The sequence below is a fragment of the Winogradskyella marina genome, from assembly GCF_015645385.1.
Taxonomy (GTDB): domain Bacteria; phylum Bacteroidota; class Bacteroidia; order Flavobacteriales; family Flavobacteriaceae; genus Winogradskyella; species Winogradskyella marina.
The window spans coordinates 40,630-60,517 of sequence record NZ_JADOET010000012.1 but is presented as its reverse complement, the minus strand read 5'-3'; the positions used below and the strand labels follow the sequence as shown (position 1 = coordinate 60,517).

Annotated in this window: 15 protein-coding genes; all 15 read left to right on the top strand. The window is 33.9% G+C overall.

The window, feature by feature from the left end:
- The first annotated feature begins 6 nt into the window (after positions 1 to 6).
- The 15 genes from ITJ86_RS13280 (at position 7) to ITJ86_RS13210 (ending at position 19,875) form a co-directional block, all read left to right on the top strand.
- Positions 7 to 846: an ATP cone domain-containing protein gene (locus ITJ86_RS13280; RefSeq protein WP_195872138.1), complete on the top strand. Its 840-nt coding sequence runs from the start codon at positions 7 to 9 to the stop codon at positions 844 to 846.
- A gap of 14 nt (positions 847 to 860) precedes the next feature.
- On the top strand, positions 861 to 2,234 hold the full coding sequence (locus ITJ86_RS13275; protein WP_195872137.1) for an MBL fold metallo-hydrolase RNA specificity domain-containing protein: 1,374 nt from the start codon (positions 861 to 863) through the stop codon (positions 2,232 to 2,234).
- Between the two features lie 44 nt (positions 2,235 to 2,278).
- Positions 2,279 to 2,620 (top strand): T9SS type B sorting domain-containing protein, encoded by a 342-nt coding sequence (locus ITJ86_RS13270; protein ID WP_225034632.1) that lies wholly within the window; start codon positions 2,279 to 2,281, stop codon positions 2,618 to 2,620.
- Between the two features lie 138 nt (positions 2,621 to 2,758).
- Positions 2,759 to 3,388, top strand: coding sequence for an NAD(P)H-dependent oxidoreductase (locus ITJ86_RS13265; protein ID WP_195872136.1), 630 nt, complete (start codon positions 2,759 to 2,761; stop codon positions 3,386 to 3,388).
- Positions 3,389 to 3,467: 79 nt separating this feature from the next.
- Positions 3,468 to 4,661, top strand: a complete 1,194-nt coding sequence (locus ITJ86_RS13260) for a DegT/DnrJ/EryC1/StrS family aminotransferase (RefSeq protein ID WP_195872135.1) — start codon at positions 3,468 to 3,470, stop codon at positions 4,659 to 4,661.
- Positions 4,662 to 4,927: 266 nt separating this feature from the next.
- Positions 4,928 to 7,765, top strand: coding sequence for a response regulator (locus ITJ86_RS17540; RefSeq protein WP_195872134.1), 2,838 nt, complete (start codon positions 4,928 to 4,930; stop codon positions 7,763 to 7,765).
- Between the two features lie 51 nt (positions 7,766 to 7,816).
- The gene (locus ITJ86_RS13250; protein WP_195872133.1) at positions 7,817 to 10,663 is read left to right on the top strand and encodes a response regulator; all 2,847 of its coding nucleotides are present in this window, start codon (positions 7,817 to 7,819) and stop codon (positions 10,661 to 10,663) included.
- 320 nt (positions 10,664 to 10,983) lie between these two features.
- The gene (locus tag ITJ86_RS13245) at positions 10,984 to 11,136 is read left to right on the top strand and encodes a hypothetical protein (RefSeq protein ID WP_195872132.1); all 153 of its coding nucleotides are present in this window, start codon (positions 10,984 to 10,986) and stop codon (positions 11,134 to 11,136) included.
- 46 nt (positions 11,137 to 11,182) lie between these two features.
- Positions 11,183 to 12,646: a tail fiber domain-containing protein gene (locus tag ITJ86_RS13240; protein ID WP_195872131.1), complete on the top strand. Its 1,464-nt coding sequence runs from the start codon at positions 11,183 to 11,185 to the stop codon at positions 12,644 to 12,646.
- A 12-nt stretch (positions 12,647 to 12,658) separates the two neighbouring features.
- Positions 12,659 to 13,984 carry a tail fiber domain-containing protein gene (locus tag ITJ86_RS13235; protein WP_195872130.1) on the top strand — a complete coding sequence of 442 codons (1,326 nt, stop codon included), beginning with the start codon at positions 12,659 to 12,661 and terminating at the stop codon, positions 13,982 to 13,984.
- Between the two features lie 10 nt (positions 13,985 to 13,994).
- Positions 13,995 to 14,618, top strand: coding sequence for a hypothetical protein (locus tag ITJ86_RS13230; protein WP_195872129.1), 624 nt, complete (start codon positions 13,995 to 13,997; stop codon positions 14,616 to 14,618).
- Positions 14,619 to 14,848: 230 nt separating this feature from the next.
- On the top strand, positions 14,849 to 16,219 hold the full coding sequence (locus ITJ86_RS13225; RefSeq protein ID WP_195872128.1) for a hypothetical protein: 1,371 nt from the start codon (positions 14,849 to 14,851) through the stop codon (positions 16,217 to 16,219).
- Positions 16,220 to 16,228: 9 nt separating this feature from the next.
- On the top strand, positions 16,229 to 17,965 hold the full coding sequence (locus ITJ86_RS13220; protein WP_195872127.1) for an OmpA family protein: 1,737 nt from the start codon (positions 16,229 to 16,231) through the stop codon (positions 17,963 to 17,965).
- A 21-nt stretch (positions 17,966 to 17,986) separates the two neighbouring features.
- The gene (locus ITJ86_RS13215; protein ID WP_195872126.1) at positions 17,987 to 18,679 is read left to right on the top strand and encodes a hypothetical protein; all 693 of its coding nucleotides are present in this window, start codon (positions 17,987 to 17,989) and stop codon (positions 18,677 to 18,679) included.
- 47 nt (positions 18,680 to 18,726) lie between these two features.
- Entirely contained in the window at positions 18,727 to 19,875 is a 1,149-nt protein-coding gene (locus ITJ86_RS13210) for a hypothetical protein (RefSeq protein WP_195872125.1), read from the top strand.
- Positions 19,876 to 19,888 lie beyond the last annotated feature (13 nt).

The following is a 19,888-nucleotide window of genomic DNA, read 5'->3' as shown; positions in this document are numbered from 1 at the left end:
TATCGTATGCATATTGAGAACATAGATATTATTAAAAATTCTGGCGAAAAGGTAAAATTTTCGTTAGAAAAATTACGCAATTCTCTCAATAGAACAGGGGCAAACGATAAGGTAGTAAGTGATATTTTAGATAAAGTGATCGATGAACTTTATCATGGTATTTCAACTAAAGAAATTTACAATAGGGCCTTTGCTTTACTTAAAAAATGTAAGCATCCATACGCTTCAAAGTATAAACTCAAAAAGGCTATTTATGAATTGGGACCAACGGGTTTTCCTTTTGAAGATTTTGTGAGTGCCCTTTTAAAATATTCAGGTTATAAAACTGAAGTAGGAACCTTATTAAATGGTAAATGTGTTACACATGAAATTGATGTTATTGCTGATAAAAACAATACGTCCACTATAATTGAGTGTAAATTTCATAGTGAACAAGGACTCAAATGCAATGTGAAAATTCCTTTATATATTAATTCGAGATATCAAGATATAAAAACCAATTGGAACAAAATTACCAAAAGTAAAAACAGACTCACTCCAGGTTGGGTAGTGACCAATACAAGATTCACCAAAGACGCGCTACAATATGGTAATTGCTGTGGTTTGTATTTATTAAGTTGGGATTATCCAACTAATGATGGTATAAAAGATAGAATTGACCGATTAGGCTTATATCCCATAACCGCATCAACCTTGCTGAGTAAACGAGAAAAACAATTCCTTCTGAGTAGATCGGTGGTGTTGTGTAGAGATTTAATTGACGATAAATTTTACTTAGATCATCTTGGGGTTTCTGAGACAAGGAAAAAGAAAATTTTAAATGAAATTATCCAATTATGTGGCTAGCTAAATAAAGAATCATGGAAAAATTTGTAAAACTTAATTTTTTAGGTGCCGCAGGAGTTGTTACTGGATCTAAATTTTTAATTGAAACATCAGAAAAAAATATACTAGTGGATTGCGGTATGTTTCAAGGCCTAAAAGAATTGAGAGAACTTAATTGGGAGAATCTACCTATTGATGTGCCATCAATTGATGTGGTGTTGCTTACTCATGGGCATTTAGATCATGTTGGATATTTACCACGCTTAATAAAACAAGGATTTAAAGGTAAAATAAAAGGATCCGCACCTACACTGGCTATTGCCGAAATTATTCTAAAAGATAGTGGAAAAATTCATGAAGAAGAAGCCGAAAAAGCGAACAAAGAAAAATATAGCAAGCACAATCCTGCTTTACCATTTTACACCATTAAGGACGCCGAAAACACCATAAAACAATTTGAAATAGCGCAGGTAGATAATTGGATACCATTATCAGAGCATATCTCATACCGATTTCAATATAACGGTCATATTATAGGATCAACATTTATAGAAATAGATATCAATGCTAAGCGTTATGTGTTTTCTGGAGATATAGGTAGGCGTAATGATTATTTACTTAAAGACCCAAAAAAACCAGAATGGGCAGATGTTTTATGTATTGAAAGTACCTACGGAAACAAATTACATCCCGAAGAAAATGCAGAAGATGTACTCACAGCTATCGTTCTAGAAACCTTACAAAATAACGGAAATCTAATTATACCAAGTTTTGCGGTAGAACGTTTACAAACCTTGATGTTTCTGCTTTGGAAATTGTACAAGAAAAATAAAATTCCGAACATTCCAATTTTCGTAGACAGTCCCATGGGCAATAATGTCCTTGATGTTTTTAAACGTTTTCCCGAATGGCATAAAATCGCTAGAGAAGATTATAATGCCATGTGTAACCATGTAAATATTATTCGATCTTATAAAGAAACTTGGGAAACTATTGATGATAGAAGGTCTAAAATTATTATTGCAGGAAGTGGAATGGTTACAGGCGGAAGAGTACTCTCTTATTTACAACAGCTGATAGATGAACCATCAACTACTGTGCTATTAGTAGGCTATCAGGCTGAAGGTACACGGGGTAGACAACTTTTAGAAGGAGCACATGAAATTCGTTTTTTTGGTAAATACTATCCTGTAAAAGCTACTATAAAAAGTATAGAGAGTTTATCTGCACATGGTGATCAACAAGATTTATTGGATTGGCTAAGCGATATTAAAAACGTACCCGAGCATGTCTATTTAATTCATGGAGAGCCAAGTGCGCTAGATGCATTCAGAGTAAAATTAAAAGATAAATACAATTGGAATGTGAAGATTCCTAAATTAACAGATGTTGAAAAATTATGGATATAAAAAAGCGAAACATTTAATAGTTAAACAAAGGTATATTTTCTAATGTGTCTACAGGAGAACATGAAATTATAGCAAGAGATAAAAACGGTTGTGGAATCACCACGGAATCTATTTTTGTTATCGATTATCCATTGTATTTCACACCAAATGGTGATGGAAATAATGACACTTGGAACATTGAAGGTATTGGTAGTAATGGCATAATTTATATCTTCGATCGTTACGGAAAATTATTAAAGCAACTAAGTCCGGATGGAGAGGGCTGGAACGGTACAGTTAATGGTAAGGCTTTGCCAACAAGTGATTATTGGTTTACTGTAGAATATGACGAGCCGAGTAGTGGAGTTCGAAAAGAGTTTCAAGCAAATTTTACTTTGAAGCGATAATATTTTTAAAATAAAATAAGAGTTCAAAGCTGAATAACGTTTTATGTTATTCAGCTTTTTTTATTTTAGAATTTCGACGCGAAGTCAATTTATAGTTGAAAGGATATATTATGTATTTTTGACAAAAATTAAGAACAAATGTCCATTATAGAAAAGTTGCAATGGCGTTATGCGACCAAAAAATTTGATGCTACTAAAATACTATCTCAAGAAAAATTAGAGACTTTAAAGGAAGCGTTTAATTTAACAGCTTTGTCTTATGGTTTACAAACTTTAAAACTAGTTATTGTTGAAGATAAAATGGATCGAGAAAAATTGGTTGAAGTCGCTTATGGTCAACGTCAAGTTGTAGAGGCTTCCCATTTGTTGGTGTTATGTATTCAAAATGAGATTGATGATACGGATGTAAATACACATTTTGAAACAATTAAAGCGATAAGAAATACACCAGACGCAATTCTAGAACCCTTTAAAGAACAAATGATATCTACGATTAACGATATGCAAAGTGATAAAAAAGTTGGTTGGGCAACCAGACAAGCTTATATCGCTTTGGGTAATTTAATGACCGTTTGTGCAGTAGAAGGTATCGATAGTTGTCCTATGGAAGGTTTTTTACCTGAAGCCTTAGATAAAAAATTAGATTTAGATAAGCATGGCTTAAGTTCTGTTTTGTTATTGCCTGTTGGTTATAGAGCAGATGATGATATGTTTGCCGATTTTAAAAAAGTAAGACAACCTTTGTCAAAAACAGTTATAGAATTATAGCCGTTTTTAACACCTTCAAATAGGTAAAATGATATCTTTGTTTTTCGACTGAAAAAACATAATAAAATTAAAATTCACTATGCCAGGATTCGAGTTATTTAGCGATTTAGAACGCAAAGAAGTTAATGATGTTTTAGACAACGGAGTATTAATGCGCTATGGTTTTGATGGCATGCGAAAAGGCCATTGGAAAGCTAAAGAGTTGGAAGCAGAATTGGCAACCACGTTTCAGACTAATCATGTTCAATTGGTTTCTAGCGGAACTGCTGCAGTATCTGTAGCCTTAGCATCGGCAGGAGTTGGTGCAGGAGATGAGGTTATTATGCCAACATTCACCTTTGTAGCGAGTTTTGAAGCTATTATGATGCTTGGAGCGATTCCAATTTTAGTAGATATTGATGATACACTTACGTTAGACCCAAAAGCAGTTGAAGCTGCTATTACACCGAAAACAAAAGCGGTTATGGTGGTGCAAATGTGTGGAAGTATGGGAGATATGGATGCTTTGCAAAACATTTGTAATGCACATAATTTATTATTTATAGAAGATGCTTGTCAGGCTATTGGAGGTACATACAAAGGAAAACCATTAGGAAGTATTGCAGATTTGGGTTGTTTTTCATTCGACTTTGTAAAGACGATTACCTGCGGTGAAGGTGGTGCTGTAGTAACAAATAATAAAGAGTACTATATAAATGCTGACCATTACAGCGATCACGGTCACGATCATGTGGGTAACGATAGAGGAGCAGAAACCCATCCGTTTTTAGGCTATAATTTTAGAATTTCAGAATTGCATGCAGCTGTTGGTTTAGCACAAGTTAGACGTTTGCCAGAATTTATTGAAATTCAGAAAAAGAACTATACTATTTTAAGAAATGCATTGGCCAGAGTTCCTGGTGTAACCTTTAGAACTGTTCCTAAAGGAGGAGAAGAAAGTTATGCCTTTTTAAATTTCTTTTTGCCCGATTTAGAATCTTCGCAAAAAGTGATTGAAGCTTTTAAAGTAAATGGAGTAGATGCGTGTTGGAATTATTACCAAAACAATTGGCACTACATTAAGGAATGGCATCATCTTAAAGATTTAAAATCATTAATGCCAATATCAAAAGAGGTCAAAGACGGTTTAGAATATCTTCAAACAAAAACCTTTGAACAAAGTGATAAGTATATTGCTCGTAATATTTCGTGTTTAATAAAGTTGTCTTGGACAGAGGATGAAGTCAAAGCACGTGCAGATAAGATGGCAAGAATTATAAAAGAGACGATTTAAATTTTAAGGGCACTTCACTAGTTCTATTGTTGTGTGATAAATACAGACTTCGGTTTGATTTATCACCATTATATTTTCCATTTTTTTAACGAGAATAGCAGGATTATAAGGTATGTAACCTATTTTGTTACATATGTTGTAGTTGTAATCGGTTGATTTTCATAATATTGTGTAAGTTTATGAACTAACTTCTCATCAGTCTTATGAAATGTCTCAATTTTCTTTTTTCGTTAGTATTTAGCTTTTATTCGTTTGCACAAATTAAAGTGTCTGACTCATTACATATTACTACCCTTATAGAAGCTGCAGATAAAGAATCAGATACGATCCTACAACTCGAAAAGTTTGAAAAAATTCTAGCACTGTCTAAGGAGAATAAATTTAATTACGGGATATTTCTGATACATTCCAAAATTGGAAATTGGAAAAAAAGGAAATACAATACAGATTCAACGATTTCTCAATATAAAAAAGGCATAAAAGATTTAAGCACTTCAAGCATTTATAATTATTATTTACACGAATTAATTGGTTTAGAGTATACAAAGAGTGGTATATATGATTCTGCGTTGGTTTATTTTAACAAAAGTATAAATTTTAGTAATAGAATTGATTTAACAGGAAGAAGTCATATGTCTATTGGAAATATGTGGTTACAGAAGTATGATTATAGTAATGCATTTAAAAGTTATACTACAGCAGATTCTATTTTTGAGAAATCTCCAAAATTTGTAATATCTAAAAAGAGAGCACAAGTTAATAACTACTTAGGTTTCTGTGTCCGTAAAACTCATGGTGATGAAACTGCTTTAGAGTATTTTAATACCGCTAAAACATTATATAAAGAACTAAATAATACATTTGGTGTTCAAGAAGTGAATATTGCTATTTCTCAAGTAGAAACAGCATTAGGCAATTATGATAATGCTTTAATACTACTAAACGAGTCAGTTGATTACCACCAGAAGCATGCACCAGAAGTCAACTCCTATTCATATGGTGTTATTGTAAGAGGATTTTTGTTGGTTAAGATGAATAGAATTAAGGATGCAGAAAAAGACTATAAATTATATTATGATCTTGCAGTAAATTCTAAAAACAGATTCTACCAAATACGAGGACTAGTTTATCTTGGTGATTTTTATGTTAACATAAATCAATTTCAAAAAGCTATTGACTATTTTAAATCTGCGATAAAAGAGTGTAAGGCAATAAATGATTTTAGCAAAGAGCTTCAAATAACAGAGAAGTTAATTGAAGTTTATAGAAAAAATAACGATTTATCTTTGGCGTTGGAGGCTTACGATAATTATATCGATATTCAAAAAAAAGTTGATGAAAAGAGTATAAAAGAAAAAACATTTGAACTTGAAGCCAAATACCAAACCGAAAAAAAAGAGCAAGAAATAGCCTTATTAAAATCACAAAATGAAATTGTAGAACAACAGAAAAAAAATCAACAAAATGTAATGCTAGGTGGCATCGGTATAACTACAATTGCCGGATTGTTTATGTTTTTTCTCTATCGTAATCGTCAAAAAACAAACACAAAATTAAAAGAACTGGACGCACTCAAGTCCAACTTTTTCACCAATATTTCTCATGAGTTTCGTACACCATTGACATTGATTTCAAGTCCTATTGAGGATATGCTTTCAGACGAGACGATATCGGATAAAAAACGATATCAATTTACTGTTGCAAAGCAAAATTCTGAACGATTGCTAGAACTGGTAAATCAGATATTAGATTTGTCTAAAATTGATGCAGGTCATTTAAAATTACATCTTCAAAAAGGCAATGTATTGCAGCTTATTTCTGCTTTAAGTCATTCGTTTTCTTATTATGCAGAACAGAAAAATATTGCCTATCAAATTGATGTTAGTCAAAGTAAAGCAGCAGTTTGGTACGATAAAGACGTCGTAGAAAAGATAACCATTAACTTATTGTCTAATGCTTTAAAATATACACCTCATAATGGGATGGTGTCGTGTAGAGCACATTTGGAAAATAAAAGATTATTCTTAACGGTAACAAACTCAGGAAAAGGCTTAACATCCTATGAATTAAAAAATATTTTTGAACGTTTTTACCAAACTAACGAACAAAATCAAGGTTCCGGAATTGGTTTGTCGTTGGTTAAAGAATTAGTTGATTTACATAATGGAACTATTGAGGTGCACAGCGTGGCTAATGAAGAAACGTCATTTAGCCTTACGTTATCCATAGATAAAAACAGCTTTAAAAAAGACACTACATTAGTGACATCTCATAATGAAATTGAGAATAGCATCCCATCTTTCGTTAGCGTTTCGATGGAAGACGATGACGAATTTCAAGATAGTGATTTACCAATTTTATTGATTGTAGAAGACAACGACGATTTAAGAAATTTATTAAAACAATCCTTTGAAAGTAATTACAACGTGCTTACAGCTTCTAATGGACAAATAGGTGTTGAGTTAGCTTTAGAGCACATTCCAGATCTTGTGATTTCGGATATTATGATGCCCGAAAAAGATGGAATTACATTAACTGAAGAGTTAAAAACAGATGAACGTTCGGCACATATTCCTATTGTTTTACTCACAGCAAAAGCAGAGGTAGAAAGTCAGTTTAAAGGCATAGATACAGGTGCAGATGATTATATCACCAAGCCATTTGATAAAAAATTACTAGCCTTAAAGGTTGAAAAGCTAATTGAATCTAGACGACAACTCCAAGCACGTTACAGTCAGGAATTGGTATTGCTGCCAAAAGATGTTGCGTTCACTAATTTAGATGAACAATTTCTTGAAAAAGTACAGCTAACTTTAAACGACAGTCTTATTGATCCGTCTTTCAATGTGACAGAATTTTCAGAAGCGGTTGGAATGAGCCGTATGCAATTACATCGCAAAATAAAAGCCTTAACTGGTCTTTCTGCCTCTGAATTTATTCGTTCGCAACGTCTAAAATTAGCTACGGAATTTTTAAAATCTTCTGATATTAATATGTCACAAGTTGGGTATTCTGTAGGTTTTAATGACCATTCTTATTTCGCCAAATGTTTTAAAGAACTCTATGGTTGCAGCCCTACGGAATACGCAAATAAGCATTCTTAACGTACATATTCATAATATTGACTTATCTTTAAAAGGTCATTAGTTAATTGTATGAATTTAAGATACATAGTAGTTTTCTTTTTAATGCCCTTTTTTTGCTTTGGACAAAATCCAAAGCAAATAGATTCTTTAAAAAATCTTATTAAAAAGTCTAAAGATTTAAGTGACGAAGGACAACATGATAGCTCATATTATTATGCAAAAATCAGCTATAATTTAGCAAAACGCCTTAAAGCAGATTCTTTACAAGTAGACATTGTTGGGATTCTGAGTACTTATGAACCCGACTTAGACAAGGCCTTGTCATATATAGATGAGTCCGAACCACTCGCTATTAAGAATAAGCAATGGAAGGCTTTAGAATATATGTACCATAACAGAGGTGCATTGTATTATCACAGAACCAAAGATGAACGTGCATTAGTACATTTCTTAAAGTTAGATTCGCTTTTAGAAGTCCGGCAAGATCATAAATTTTTAGCAGCAATGACTAAGGTTAGTATTATTAACGTGTTATATGATTCACGTACAGAAAATGATACTAGTTTTTTTCCTCAAATGAGTAAGAATATTACTGATGGACTTAATATTGTAAAGGATGGTTTAGAATTAAGCAAAGACAGTATTAATTTTTATAATGCGCATGCACTCAATGTACCAGCCGCTATTCTTTATGAAAAAAAGGCCTATATATACACACAAAGAAATCAGCCTGAAAAAGCAATTGCCAACTACCAAATGGCATTAGAGAATACGATATCTAATGATAACCATCTTAGAAAATCGCTTATTTATAATGGGTTGGCGAACCTATATGATAGAGAAAACCAAAAGGATTCTGCATTACATTATTTTAAGAAAGAATTAATAGCTATTACTAAAACAACAGATACGTTAAGGCAAGCCATTTCTAATTATAAAGTTGCAGAATTTTATAATAATAATGGTGATCCAAAAACAGCATTGCAGCACCTCAATACATCTCAAAAATTAATGGAGAACGCTTTCTTTGTGCGTGAAGATAATAAGTATGCAATTCAAGATGTTTTAGCAAGTGTTTATTTTAATCTTGGAAATTTTGAAGCAGCGTTTAAGGCTTCAGAAAAAGCAAGGCAACATCTTACTATAATTCAAACGGAATTTAATAAGAAAAATGTATCTGAACTTGAAACGGCATACCAAACCAATAAAAAGGAACAAGAAATCAGTTTGCTAAAATCTGAAAAAGAAATAATTGAACAACGCAGCAAGAATCAAAAAATTATATTACTTAGCGTGGTTGGTATTACTACGATTGCTGGATTATTTTTATACCTACTTTTTCGTAATCGAAAAAAAACCAACACCAAGTTGCGAGAGTTAGATGCGCTCAAAACTAATTTTTTTACGAATATTTCGCATGAGTTTCGTACACCATTAACACTAATAGCAAGTCCTATTGAGGACACCTTGGCTGATGCTTCAATCTCAGACAAAAAGCGTCAACAATTTACAGTAGCTAAACAAAATTCCGAACGCCTTTTAGAACTTGTTAACCAATTACTAGATCTTTCTAAAATTGATGAAGGGCATTTAAAATTACAATTGCAACGCGGTAATGTGCTTCAATTTATTTCGGGTTTAAGTGAATCCTTTTCTTATGCTGCTAAACAAAAGAATATAATATATACAATTGTTATTGCACAAGCAGAAGATGCGGTTTGGTTTGATAAAGATGTCATTGAAAAAATAAGCATTAATTTATTGTCTAATGCTTTAAAATACACACCGACTAATGGTACAATTGTGTGTGAAGCTTATATAGAAAATGAAGAACTATTTTTAAACGTTACAAACTCAGGTAGAGGTCTAACACCTTTTGAACGCAACAATATTTTCGAACGGTTTTACCAAACCAATGCACAAAATCAAGGTTCCGGAATCGGTTTAGCCTTGGTAAAGGAACTTGTTGCCTTACATCATGGTAAAATTGAAGTTAAAAGTGAAGTAGATAAAGAAACGTCCTTTCAACTTCGTCTTTCTGTGGATAGAAAAAGCTTTAAAAAGGATGTTATTACAGTAACGTCTAATACGAAGGTTGAAACAGAAGTACCAGTTTACCTCAACCCAACACTTGAAGATGAAGAAGTTATTGCGGATAGTTACTTACCAATCGTATTAATCGTTGAAGATAATGATGACTTAAGACAGTTATTGATTCAAATTTTTGAAGAGCACTATAATATTATTTCGGCTCCTAATGGGAAAATTGGAGTAGATTTGGCTTTAGAGCAGATTCCAGACCTTATTATTTCTGATGTTATGATGCCAAAAAAAGATGGCATTTCTCTAACAGAAGAATTGAAAAATGATGAACGAACGGCCCACATTCCTATTATATTACTCACAGCTAAAGCAGGAGTAGAAAGTAAATTTAAAGGTGTTGATAGCGGTGCGGATGATTATATTACCAAACCATTTAACAAAAAATTATTAGCCCTTAAGGTTGAAAAGCTAATTGCGTCTAGACGACAATTACAATTACGGTATAGCCAAGAATTGGTATTGCTACCCAAAGATTTATCAGTTACCAATTTAGACGAAAAATTCCTTAACAAAGTAGAGGTTGTTTTAGAACGAAACCTAATTGAACCGTCCTTTAATGTTACAGAATTTTCAGATGCCGTTGGGATGAGCCGTATGCAATTGCACAGAAAATTAAAAGCATTAACAGGTCTAACAGCATCCGAATTTATTCGTTCGCAACGTCTAAAACTGGCAGCCAATTTATTAAAAACGTCTGAGATTAATGTATCTCAAGTCGGCTATTCTGTAGGGTTTAATGATCATTCATATTTTACAAAATGCTTTAAAGAAAGCTATAACTGCACACCATCTGAGTTTGCAAAACAAAGTTGATTCAAACCTCACCGAAATCAATTTTAATTACAATGATTTTATTTCATAAAATTACAGTAGGCATCTCCATGTTGTAGCCTTGGTTCTTTTCCAATAGGTATCGGGATAAAAGCGACTCGTTTTGAGCTTGTTTAAGTAAGTGATCTTCATTTGTTTATCAAACTAATCCTAAATAATTTCACTTTAAAACCTCTTGTAAGCCTTGATATTACTAGCGTGTTACAATAGTCATAACAATTGTTACATAAGTAATAACTGTCTCATGTTTTACATTTTACATTTATGACATACTTCTTCCTTACAGTAGTAAAATCGTTGCAATGGTTAAAAAAATAAACAGCATTAAAGGTGAAATAGATCAGTTTCCTGAGTGTCGTATTTATCTTAATGTCAATCATTTAAAAAAAGGCACCTATATTTTAAAAATAACGCATAAAAACAAAGTCATAAAAACAACCACTTTTAAAAAATAGTATTATGAAATTACAGATTCACAACTTCCAAAGAAAATATCTAAAAATGAGTAAGGTACTATTTGCAGTGCTTGCTATTTGTTTGATGTCAATTTCAAGTTATGCGCAAACTGGTTTTAATTATAAAGCACTAATAAAAGATACAAACGGGAACGTTTTAAGCAATCAAGAAATTGATATACGATTCACAGTTCAAACGCTCGAAGGACCTGTTTTTATTGCGTCCTATCAAGAACGTCATTCAACCACGACAGATAGTAATGGTATTGCAATTGTTACTATAGGAGAAGGTGAGATTATAACAGGAAGTTTTCCTAATAATTTTTGGCTTCCTAACATTACACTTAACACAGAAATAGATATAGAAAGAGATGGCACATTTGTAGATTTTGGTGAATCTAATTTCAAAAAAGTCCCAATGGCAATTCATGCTGATAATGTTTTTAGTGGTGATTATAACGATTTAACCAATCAACCAACAATAACCGTTCCTTCGGGTTTGGAAAAAATTTCAGAGAGCATAGACCCTGACACTAATCTCCCAATTTATGGCTGGCGATTAGCTGGTAGCAATCCCGATTATTATGCAAATATAGGAAGAAACGCTGTAGATTTAAGTTATAATAACTCAACCTTTGACGCAAGCTTGAATGGTGCCATGGGTGATAATTCCACAACAATAGGAGTTAAGACTAATGCCCAATCTTATGCAGAAACAGCAATAGGCAGCTATAACTTAACTCAAACACCAAATAGTACAAGTTCATGGGTTCAAACCGATAAGTTATTTTCGATTGGAAATGGCTTTAGAACTGGTAATATTATAAGTTATAGCGATGCTTTCCGTATTTTAAAAAATGGAACCATTACTGCTCCTTCATTTAGCATAACTCAAATAAATACTGCTGGAGATAAAGCATTAATCACTAAAGAATATGCTGATACTAATTATTTAAATATCAACGGACATGTTGATGGTCCTTTAACAATTCAAAACGCATCAGATGCTACGTCCACATGGCGACTTGAAACACGACCAAATGGAAGTTTATCCATGTATAGAAATGGTAGTTATCGTGGGTTTTTTAGTGAATCTACAGGTAATTATTCATCTATTTCTGATAGACGTACCAAAAAAGACATCACATCTTTAGAAAATGGTACCCTCAATAAAGTGATGCAACTTAATCCTGTGAGTTATGTAATGAAAGACCAAAAGGATACAAAACGTAACCTAGGTTTAATCTCCCAAGAAGTTCAAAAAATCTTTCCAAGTATTACCAATTATGTTGAAGAAGCAGACTTAATCACATTGTCTTATACGGAACTTATTCCTGTACTCATAAAAGCATTACAAGAGCAGCAAGGCATTATTGATGGGCAAAACAATCTAATTGAAACAATAACAGCAGATAATTCATTGCTAAAAGAAAAAGATATTACCCAGGATAAATCTATAGAAGCTTTAGTAACACGCTTAAACCTTATAGAGTCAAAATCAAGTAATTAAAAAGACAAGAACATGAAAAAAAATATAATCACATTAGTCGTATCATTATTGATAACGGTTTCAACTTTTGCGCAACAAGGCATTAATTACAAAGCTCTTATTAAAGACGATCTTGGCAATGTGCTTGCTGAACAAGATGTAACATTACGGTTTACTATTTTCGAAAGTAATAACGATTATTACCAAGAAACTCATTCAACTACAACCGATGATAATGGTATTGTTATAATTAATATCGGCGAAGGAACTCCAACAGGTATTTTTTCTAATCTTCCTTGGCACTATATTAATTTTTCTTTAAGAGTTGAAATTGACATTACAGGAGGTACTTCGTTTGTAGACATGGGTTCAACGCCGTTTTTGTATGTGCCTTATGCTAAATATGCCGAGAGAGTGAACGTTAATAATATTCACATAGGAGTAAACGATTTAAATGATGGAAAATCAGATGGAAATGGTTATTCTATATTCCTTGGTCATGGTGCAGGAATTGATGATGATGGTGGTAATTTTAATACAAGTTTAGGGTACTTATCGCTGTATAGCAATACATCTGGTGTTGGTAATGTCGCTATTGGACCTAGCGCACTTCAATCTAATTTAATAGGAAATGGTAACATAGCTATTGGTCGCAGTGCAGGAATCTCTAATACAGGAAACGATAATGTGTTTATAGGTAATTCTGCAGGTACAAATCCTTCAAATGGTGATAATAAATTATATATAAATAATGGTCAATCAAGTAATCCACTTATTTATGGTGAATTTGATACCAATTTAATACGTATAAACGGCACTTTAGATGTTACTGAAGAAATGGATATAGGAGGACCATTAACAATAAAGCATATATCAGACGCGACCTCATCATGGCGCCTTGAAACACGACCAAATGGAAGTTTATCCATGTATAGAAATGGTAGTTATCGTGGGTTTTTTAGTGAATCTACAGGTAATTATTCTTCTATTTCAGATAGACATACCAAAAAAGACATCACTGCTTTAGACAACGGCACACTCAACAAAGTGATGCAACTCAATCCTGTGAGTTACGTAATGAAAGACCAAAAGGATACAAAACGTAACCTAGGTTTAATCTCCCAAGAAGTACAAAAAATCTTTCCAAGTATCACAAATTATGTAGAAGAAGCAGACTTAATAACCTTGTCTTATACAGAGTTGATTCCCATATTAATAAAAGCGTTGCAAGAGCAACAAGGTATTATTGATGGACAGAACACACAAATAGAAACCATGTCAGCAGACAATTCTTCTTTAAAAACGACCCTTAACAACCTCATATCGCGTGTTGAAAAAATAGAAGCCAATAACCAATAAAATCAAAACCATGAAACCATACATAGTATTATTAGTACTTATTATCACGCTCACATCTTGCAAAGAAAGTAATGAAACCAATGCATTAGAACAAAGCGAAACAACCGAAACTGCAACTGTGGAAATTGCAAATAAAGACACAGCAACCAAAAGTGAATCAACAAATAAAGGCACCTTTCTATGTAAAATAAACGGAAAAGATTGGGCTTACACCAAAGCATCAGGTATTGTTAATACACATGCCAAAACAAAAAAACGTACGGCTATAATAACGTTTACCAAGAAGTTAGATAAAGGCTCAGAAAGTGTGCAGCTTTTTTATGATGGAGATACCAAAGCATTAGAAAAAGTTACGGCAGATATTAAACAACCCAAAAATGGCGGTGGTACTATGAGTGCCATGTACCAGCTGCTTCATGAAGGAGGTCAACGTTTACCGGATAGCGAAATTTCAGGAACCATAGATTTGTCTCATGCTACAGCTGCATCTGGTACTGCTGAGGTCTCTAATATGAAAATCCGTTTTGAGGAAGGTAATTTAGAAGATGCATCTATGGCAGTTATTTCTTTTTCTCCCATACAATTTAGTGGAGTAGGCTACTCCGATCTCTCTAAAGTTTTTGGTTCTAATTAAATTTTTAAAACATCATTACTATGAAAACCATACTCACACTTTTGTTTGTTGCCTTTAGCTATTTAAGTTTTGCGCAACTAATAGATAATTTCGGTAAAATAATAACTCATGAAATTGCATTGGATAAACATGATGATGGTACTTATACAGGTGCGGTCGAATGGACAACTGGAGGCGCCGATTCCTTACAACGATTTGTGATTAATGACCTAAGTATTAAAGCTCCAGTTATGGTTAGGATAGTATCAAAAGCACCAAATCATAATATAGATCTTACATTTCACAAAAATAATTGGGATAGCGAAGAAGCTAAAATTTCTACCAACGGTAAGAAATTTGTGGATAAAGTATTTAGGACTAAAAATTTGTTGGGTCTTGGTGTAAGTTCAGAGGTTGCTGGCATTCCCTATTTAATAAGCGTTAGGGTTGGTTTACAATTTCCATCTACCCAGTCTGTCATTCGTGTTACCGATGATAAGGAAGAATATGCCAAGCATCTACGTAGTCTTGGTATTCATGGTGACCCTTTTGGTGGCAATTCTTCTTCTAATACGTCACAAAGTACGGTGGCAACAACGGGAAGTTCCGATGGGAACAACACACTTTTGTACATTATTATTGGTCTCTTGTCAATAATAGTAATACTGTTTGGCATATTCCTTTTAAAGAAAAAGCCCGTAAAAAACACACTATTAGTTATGCTTTGTTTTGGTTTTTCACAATTGATGATGTCTCAAAGTCCAGTACCAATTAGTGTGCCTATGGCTGATCAACCTGACGTTTTTTTGGATTATGCCAATAATAACGTGGTCGATCAAGTACCTGTTTCATATGATGATCCTGGTTTGATTCCAGCCATGGATAGAGACGCCTATGTGTCAAACGATGGAGGTGAAACTACCGCATTGATAAGATTAAGACCTAATCAAAGTTCAAACGAATTGTCTCCTGAAGCAGCAGCAGAGGTCAATAGACAAATGCAAGAGGCTACCGATGATTTTAATCGGGATTTTAGGGACAATATGTCCGGAGAGGAAACCGATGGAGATCAAAGAATACTCCCAGTTGACCGAACTGCCGAAGAACTCGAACAATTAAGAAGACAAGTACGAAGGCTCCAAGCAGCCGTTGAAAGATTGGAGGCAGAGAATGAAGATAATAATGACGACGAAACTGAAAGTAATCCAGGTAATGAAATTTTAATCTATTGTGAAGTACGAGAAGAATGCCTCGATTGCATGGATCAACATTTAGAAGATTTTACGACCCATTATGCCTATTATATTCATTTGCAACAATATTATTTTTTTAAATCAACTGTGTTAAGTGATTATATCACTTGGGGTAATAATATGTCTAGTTTGCCTGGAGGAGGAGGCATTGGATGGACGTCAATTTTATTGCACAAAGTAAGACCTGCCATGAAAGAAATGAAGACAGCCTATGATACTAGATTTGATGATTATATAGTGTCAATGAAAGCGGATCTCAACAATATAAGAGATTGCGCATCTAGTAGGCAGCTCATCAGTTTAGGTACTTACGAAACACAAGTAGGACAGACGTTACAAGCGCTAAAAGCCGCAAGAATCTCAAAATAAACAAACGTTATGAAAAAAATAGTTCTTCTTTTAGCCATTGGTTTTATAATGCATTCCTGTGGTAATAGTCCAGATAAATCCAAAGACCTAAACAATCCTAGTGATTTGAACTCGGGTTTAAACTCAGGTATCAATCAAGAATCTGTACCCTCAATTAATGATGCGGATAACATTTCAAATAAAAGCTCGAACTCGGAGTTAAACGACCTTTTCAACATGGGAAAAAACATGGTTGAAGGTTCTAAAAGAAATGGTGAAGTGGATTTTCAATTGGATCCCGAAATGCTGATTGACATGTTGGTAGAAAGCGGAGTGTCACGTGAATCATTGGAAAAACTCATCAACAATCCAGACAGTCTTAAAGTACTTGCACAACAAGCTATGAAGGAAAGGCTAGAAGCTCGTGATAACGAAGAACCTGTTCTAAAAGGAAAGCTAACAAAAGAACAATTAGCTTCAAAAAAAACACCAACAGGCGTGTCCTTAGAAGAAGCTATTTTAATAGTCCAAGCAGAATCGGGTCCTGAAGCAACCATGGCAAAATTAAAAACTATAGATTCTTTAGCAGGCACTAATATGATGTCTCAATTAGATCTTACAGAAGCCGGTTATGTGATGGGAGATGTGGAGCGGAAAAATGAGGTCAAATCTAGTGATGAAGAAGAACAAAAAATGAAAGAACTTCAAGATAAATCACGCCAAATGCATAGTGAAAAAGAGTCTAGAGAATTACTCGCTGAGTTGGAAGCAACCGATCAGGCAATCGCTTCAGGAACATTAAAAGCCAGTCCAAAATACCAACGTGCCATTGCATACAGGAAAAAGACTGTTACTTATTTTCATAAAGATATTGTTCGTAAATCGGAAGCAGCGAAACGGAAATTTAAAGCGTTAAATCCAGATTTATTTTACGGAGATGACGTTGGCGTAAGCTATGTTGGTAATCTCAATAAAACAGTGTACTTGCCATTAGGGCCATTGTCTTTTGCAGATGAGGTTGTACACGTTAATCACCCACAACTTTTAACACAAGAGGTCAATAATGTGCTTGGAGAACCCGATGTTATTGAATCCTTTGATGATGCTACTGGGATTTACAGCCTTGGACTTGCAGGCACACTAACGATTCGGTTTACAGATAATGCTTTGGTAGATGTTAATGGTCCGGATTTATACTTGTTCGAAATAGGGCAATTAGAACCCACAGAGTTAGAAATATCAAAAGACGGAAAATCTTGGATAAAAATAGGAAAGATAGATGGAGGAGTCGCTGAGGTAGATATTGCACCTTATGTAAAACCAAATGACCTCTTTTACTATGTACGCTTTAAAGATCTTAAAGAAAAAAGTGGCATTCCAGGTGCCGATGTCGATGCCATTGCCGCTATTGGTTCTGCCATGCGTTTAAATTTAGACAGCCAAGTATTATTCGATACAGGTAAAAGTGAACTAAAACCAGCAGGTATAAATGCCTTAAAAGAATTAGTAAATAGCATCACAGTACTAAAAAAAGGAAAAGTCATCGTAGAAGGGCATACTGATGATGTGGGCAGTGATGCAACCAATAAAACCTTGTCTTTAGCGCGTGCCAAAAGTGTATCTAAAGCCTTAAGACAATTAATACCGAGCACAGAGTTTAAATGGCAAGAAAAAGGCTATGGAGAATCAAAACCGATAGTAGAAAATGATTCCGATGAAAATAGAAGTAAAAATAGGCGTGTAGAAATATTGGTGGTGCCTAATTAATCAATGTATGATCAAAACGTTATGAATACAAAAAAATTAATATGGAGTTTGGCAGCAGTATTTATGTTTCACGCCATGTATAGTCAAAAGTTAAAACAAGATGAGATCGTAAAGCTAAATGATCTTTTAAATACAACAGTTGCTTCTGATCTTAGAGTAGAATTAAAAGGTGATAAGGCTATTTGTAGCATAGAACAATTGAGCAAAACGCTAGACATAAGAGATAGCGCTCACATAGCGGAAGATAGTCTATCAAAAGCTGCTAAGACAAAGTTATACCAAGGTCGTTATGTAGGTCCTGTATTTTGGAAGTATAATTTTCAAGCCGCTACAAGCTCCGAGGTGGTATTTAAACCCAACAAATATCAACAACTGTTCTGTACTATTCATTTTAATAATCAAGACACTATTGTTATAAGAAGTGGACTAAATACTTACACAAGTTATCATAGTTTATCAGATTCTGCGTCGCATATAGTGAATTGGACAGATGACAAATATATAAGCCTTTTGCTGACCCCAAAAAAGGTGGATAATAAAATTGAATTCGAGTTAAACGGCATTACCATAAGTGGAAAATTTGAAAGAAGCGATAAAAAAGAACTCGCTAAAAATTATACAAAATCATTAAGAACCATTTTTAAGAGGGAATTTAAAACCCTATTTGAATCCGAGGAAATGAGTCAACTGGTATCACAAAAAATAAAGCTTTAATAAATGAGCAATACATAAAACAATAGCTATTAATTAAATAAAATATTATGAAAACAAGATTCACACTCATACTTGCGGTACTTATTTCAACGATAAGTATTGCACAACAAAGCATTAATTATAAGGCTCTTATTAAGGATGATAATGGGAATGCACTGATAAATGCCAATAATATCAATGTTCACTTTACAATTTATGAAGGTGCTGCATTAACTAGAGAAGTTTATTTTGAATCTCGACCTAATGTATCAACAGATGCTAATGGGATACTAATTATCAATATTGGAGAAGGCGTTACAAATTATGATTTTTCAGATATAAATTGGGGAAATGACGAACATTGGCTTAACGTGCAAATTGATATTGGAGATGGATTAGTTGACATGGGAACCACGCAATTCAAAACGGTGCCATATGCTATAAGCGCAGCTAATGTATCTGGTCTTGTGGCTATTGATGAAGGTAATGGAACAGGTTGGAGGTTGAAAGGTGTTGACCCAGCAAACTATGATGATATCGGACATAATGCCGTAGACCTTAGTGAGAGTAGTTCTCCAGCAGGCATCAATGGAGCATCAGGATTAAATGCTTTTGCGGTGGGTAAAAATGCAAGGGCTTCAGGGGATCATTCCATTGCCATTGGAAATGGTACAAAAGCAGAAGGTGAGGGTTCTATAGCAATGGGAATCAATAATACAGTTGAGCCCAATGCATTATTTACCATAGGAAAAGGTCCGGTTAATACATCCTCTGGGAATGCCATGGTAATTTATAAGACTGGTAAATCTACGTTCTATGAAGATATGACAGTAAATCGGTGGTTAACTGTTAAAGATCTTTTTATAGCAGAAGATGGTATGGTTTTAACAGGTGAGATAAACAGAGGCGGCACAGACGATATGATACCTGTAGCGTATGGGAGTGTATCTAGTACAGGAGCTATTTACGCTTCAGGTGGGTCTTTTGAAGTAACCAAAAATGCAGCACACACGTATACCATAACGGTTGCTGACCCCAATACTAATGTAGATTTAGCATTGAGCCATTCTAATAGTGCTACTACTGTATCAACTATTTCTGGTCAATTTAGAACATCTAGTATTTCGCATTCTAACGGAAGTGTTCGCGTACATATCTTCGATTCTAGCTTCGGACAAGTTGCTAACTCGTTTCAATTCGTCATTTATAAACAATAATAAAAACAGCTTT

Bases quoted from the DNA above. Each gene is read 5' to 3' on its own strand.
- ITJ86_RS13280 (WP_195872138.1), top strand. From the start codon at position 7: ATGCATATTGAGAACATAGATATTATTAAAAATTCTGGCGAAAAGGTA.
- ITJ86_RS13275 (WP_195872137.1), top strand. From the start codon at position 861: ATGGAAAAATTTGTAAAACTTAATTTTTTAGGTGCCGCAGGAGTTGTT.
- ITJ86_RS13265 (WP_195872136.1), top strand. From the start codon at position 2,759: ATGTCCATTATAGAAAAGTTGCAATGGCGTTATGCGACCAAAAAATTT.
- ITJ86_RS13260 (WP_195872135.1), top strand. From the start codon at position 3,468: ATGCCAGGATTCGAGTTATTTAGCGATTTAGAACGCAAAGAAGTTAAT.
- ITJ86_RS13250 (WP_195872133.1), top strand. From the start codon at position 7,817: ATGAATTTAAGATACATAGTAGTTTTCTTTTTAATGCCCTTTTTTTGC.
- ITJ86_RS13245 (WP_195872132.1), top strand. From the start codon at position 10,984: ATGGTTAAAAAAATAAACAGCATTAAAGGTGAAATAGATCAGTTTCCT.
- ITJ86_RS13240 (WP_195872131.1), top strand. From the start codon at position 11,183: ATGAGTAAGGTACTATTTGCAGTGCTTGCTATTTGTTTGATGTCAATT.
- ITJ86_RS13235 (WP_195872130.1), top strand. From the start codon at position 12,659: ATGAAAAAAAATATAATCACATTAGTCGTATCATTATTGATAACGGTT.
- ITJ86_RS13230 (WP_195872129.1), top strand. From the start codon at position 13,995: ATGAAACCATACATAGTATTATTAGTACTTATTATCACGCTCACATCT.
- ITJ86_RS13225 (WP_195872128.1), top strand. From the start codon at position 14,849: ATGGTTAGGATAGTATCAAAAGCACCAAATCATAATATAGATCTTACA.
- ITJ86_RS13220 (WP_195872127.1), top strand. From the start codon at position 16,229: ATGAAAAAAATAGTTCTTCTTTTAGCCATTGGTTTTATAATGCATTCC.
- ITJ86_RS13215 (WP_195872126.1), top strand. From the start codon at position 17,987: ATGAATACAAAAAAATTAATATGGAGTTTGGCAGCAGTATTTATGTTT.
- ITJ86_RS13210 (WP_195872125.1), top strand. From the start codon at position 18,727: ATGAAAACAAGATTCACACTCATACTTGCGGTACTTATTTCAACGATA.